The 1873-nt window shown below is 63.4% G+C and carries 2 protein-coding genes and 1 pseudogene; all 3 read left to right on the forward strand.

Going from position 1 to position 1873, the window contains the following annotated elements; genetic code table 11:
* A pseudogene (locus V7050_RS20795) lies at positions 1-173 on the forward strand (energy-dependent translational throttle protein EttA); the annotation flags it as partial.
* Between the two features lie 2 nt (positions 174-175).
* Positions 176-988, forward strand: coding sequence for a hypothetical protein (locus V7050_RS20800; RefSeq protein ID WP_324365368.1), 813 nt, complete (start codon positions 176-178; stop codon positions 986-988).
* Between the two features lie 384 nt (positions 989-1372).
* Positions 1373-1873, forward strand: a 501-nt coding sequence (locus V7050_RS20805) for a lipocalin family protein (protein WP_324411255.1), incomplete at its 3' end; no start/stop codon positions are given.

Here is a 1873-nt window from a genome sequence, read left to right on the forward strand (position 1 = left end):
ACGACCGCTTCTTCCTCGACCGCATCTGCACCCACATGCTCGCCTTCGAGGGCGAGGGCCACGTCGAGTGGTTCGAAGGCAACTTCGAGGACTACGAGGCCGACAAGATCCGCCGCCTCGGCCCCGATGCGGTGGAGCCGAAGCGGATCAAGTACAAGAAGTTCGCGAGGTAGTTATGGATTACAGCGCGTGGCTAGAGACGGAACTTGAAGAAGTTCTTAAGCGTTTTTCGACTTTGAGATTACACAAGAGCCCAAAAGATTACGTACGCAAAGAGTATAGCATCATCAAGGAAGGAGTTTCTAATGGAATGATTTGGCTCGCGCCGCATCTGGACCGATTCCAACTAGGGCCGCCGAAGTCGCTTGTACCGTCGCTAGAGCGTTTGGCAGGCCCTTCAACGATACGCAACAAGCACGGTCAGGCATGGCAAATTACTGAGCCGAAGCAGTTAATCTCCATTCTGAAAGCATTGGACGCACCATACACGAAGGATCTGCAGTTCTTCCACGATTGCGCTGAAGGTGCCGCCACCAGCAAGTTCCAATTCAAGCCGGGGCATACAGAGCGCGCCGTGGATCCGATCGAGAGGTCCGCATCGCCTGAATCCATTGCGGACCGCCTACACAACGAGATTCAGAACAAGCTCTACAAATACCTCAAGGCCAAACTTGGCGCGAAGAGCGTTGGGACAGAACAGTCCACGGGTAGCGGGACACTTATTGATTTGGTCACGCGGGACAGTGGCAAGACCATCTTTTATGAAATCAAGACAAACGCCGCGGTCAGGACGAACATCCGTCAGGCACTCCCACAGCTCCTTGAGTACGCTTTCTGGCCTTCGGAGGAGCGGGCGGACGAGCTCATCATCGTGTCTCACCTTCCGCTGACGGAGGTCGCAGGTCGGTACTTGCGCATCCTGCAGGAGAGGTTCGCTGTGCCGATCTCATACAAGCAGTTCGATTTGCGTGAGAACGCGCTCCGCTGACGAGGCAACGGTTTTCAAACGCGCATCCGAAAGCGCGCACAGCAGGCGCCACCTGGGGGCCGAAGCCTCCTGACCGAGCCGCCCTTCCGGCCCAACTCGAAGGCCGAACTGGACCTCATCAAACGCCTAGAGTGCCGCGCCGCCCGAAGATATTCAGCTTACTCCAGCGGAGTCCAAGACCGCGCGCGTCAACACGGCACCCCGCAGCCGCTGACCTGTGCCGTCAAGGCCCGCGATGCCGAGCGCGGCATCCCCTGACCTGCCCCTAATCTGCGAGACGACCGAACGCGCCCTGCGCCGGTGACGTGGCGGACCGGCGCAGGGGCATGGCGCCGCCCGCCGGGCTCGGCTAAAGCGGCTGGGCAGCCTTCGACCGGGAACCCCATGCGCCGCCTCGCCCCCCTCGCCGCCAGCGTCGCCCTCGCCGCCTGCGTCGGCCCGAGCTACCGCGACCCCGGCGTCGGCATCGCCGCGCAGCGCGATTTTGAGCCCGAGCGCTATCTCGGCCGCTGGTACGAGATCGCCCGCTACCCGGTGTCCTTCGAGCAGGGCTGCACCGCCACCACCGCCGACTACGGCCGCATCGACGCCGGGACCATCAGCCTGCGCAACACCTGCCGCCAGGGCGCCCCCGACGGTCCGGAGGAACAGATATCCGGCACCGCGACCGTCGTCGCCCCGGGCGAGCTGAAGGTGCGCTTCTCCGGCGTGCCCTTCGTCGCCGCCGACTACTGGGTGCTCTGGGTCGACGCGGACTACCGCACGGCGGTCGTCGCCGTGCCCTCCGGCCGCGCCGGCTGGATCCTCGCCCGCACCCCCACCATCTCCCCCGCCCGCCGCCCCGAAACCGAGGCCGTGCTGGCCCGGAACGGCTACGACCCAACC

The organism is Amaricoccus sp. (assembly GCF_036846665.1).
Taxonomy (GTDB): domain Bacteria; phylum Pseudomonadota; class Alphaproteobacteria; order Rhodobacterales; family Rhodobacteraceae; genus Amaricoccus.

Coding starts and splice junctions, on each gene's coding strand:
- V7050_RS20800 (WP_324365368.1), top strand. CDS start 176: ATGGATTACAGCGCGTGGCTAGAGACGGAACTTGAAGAAGTTCTTAAG.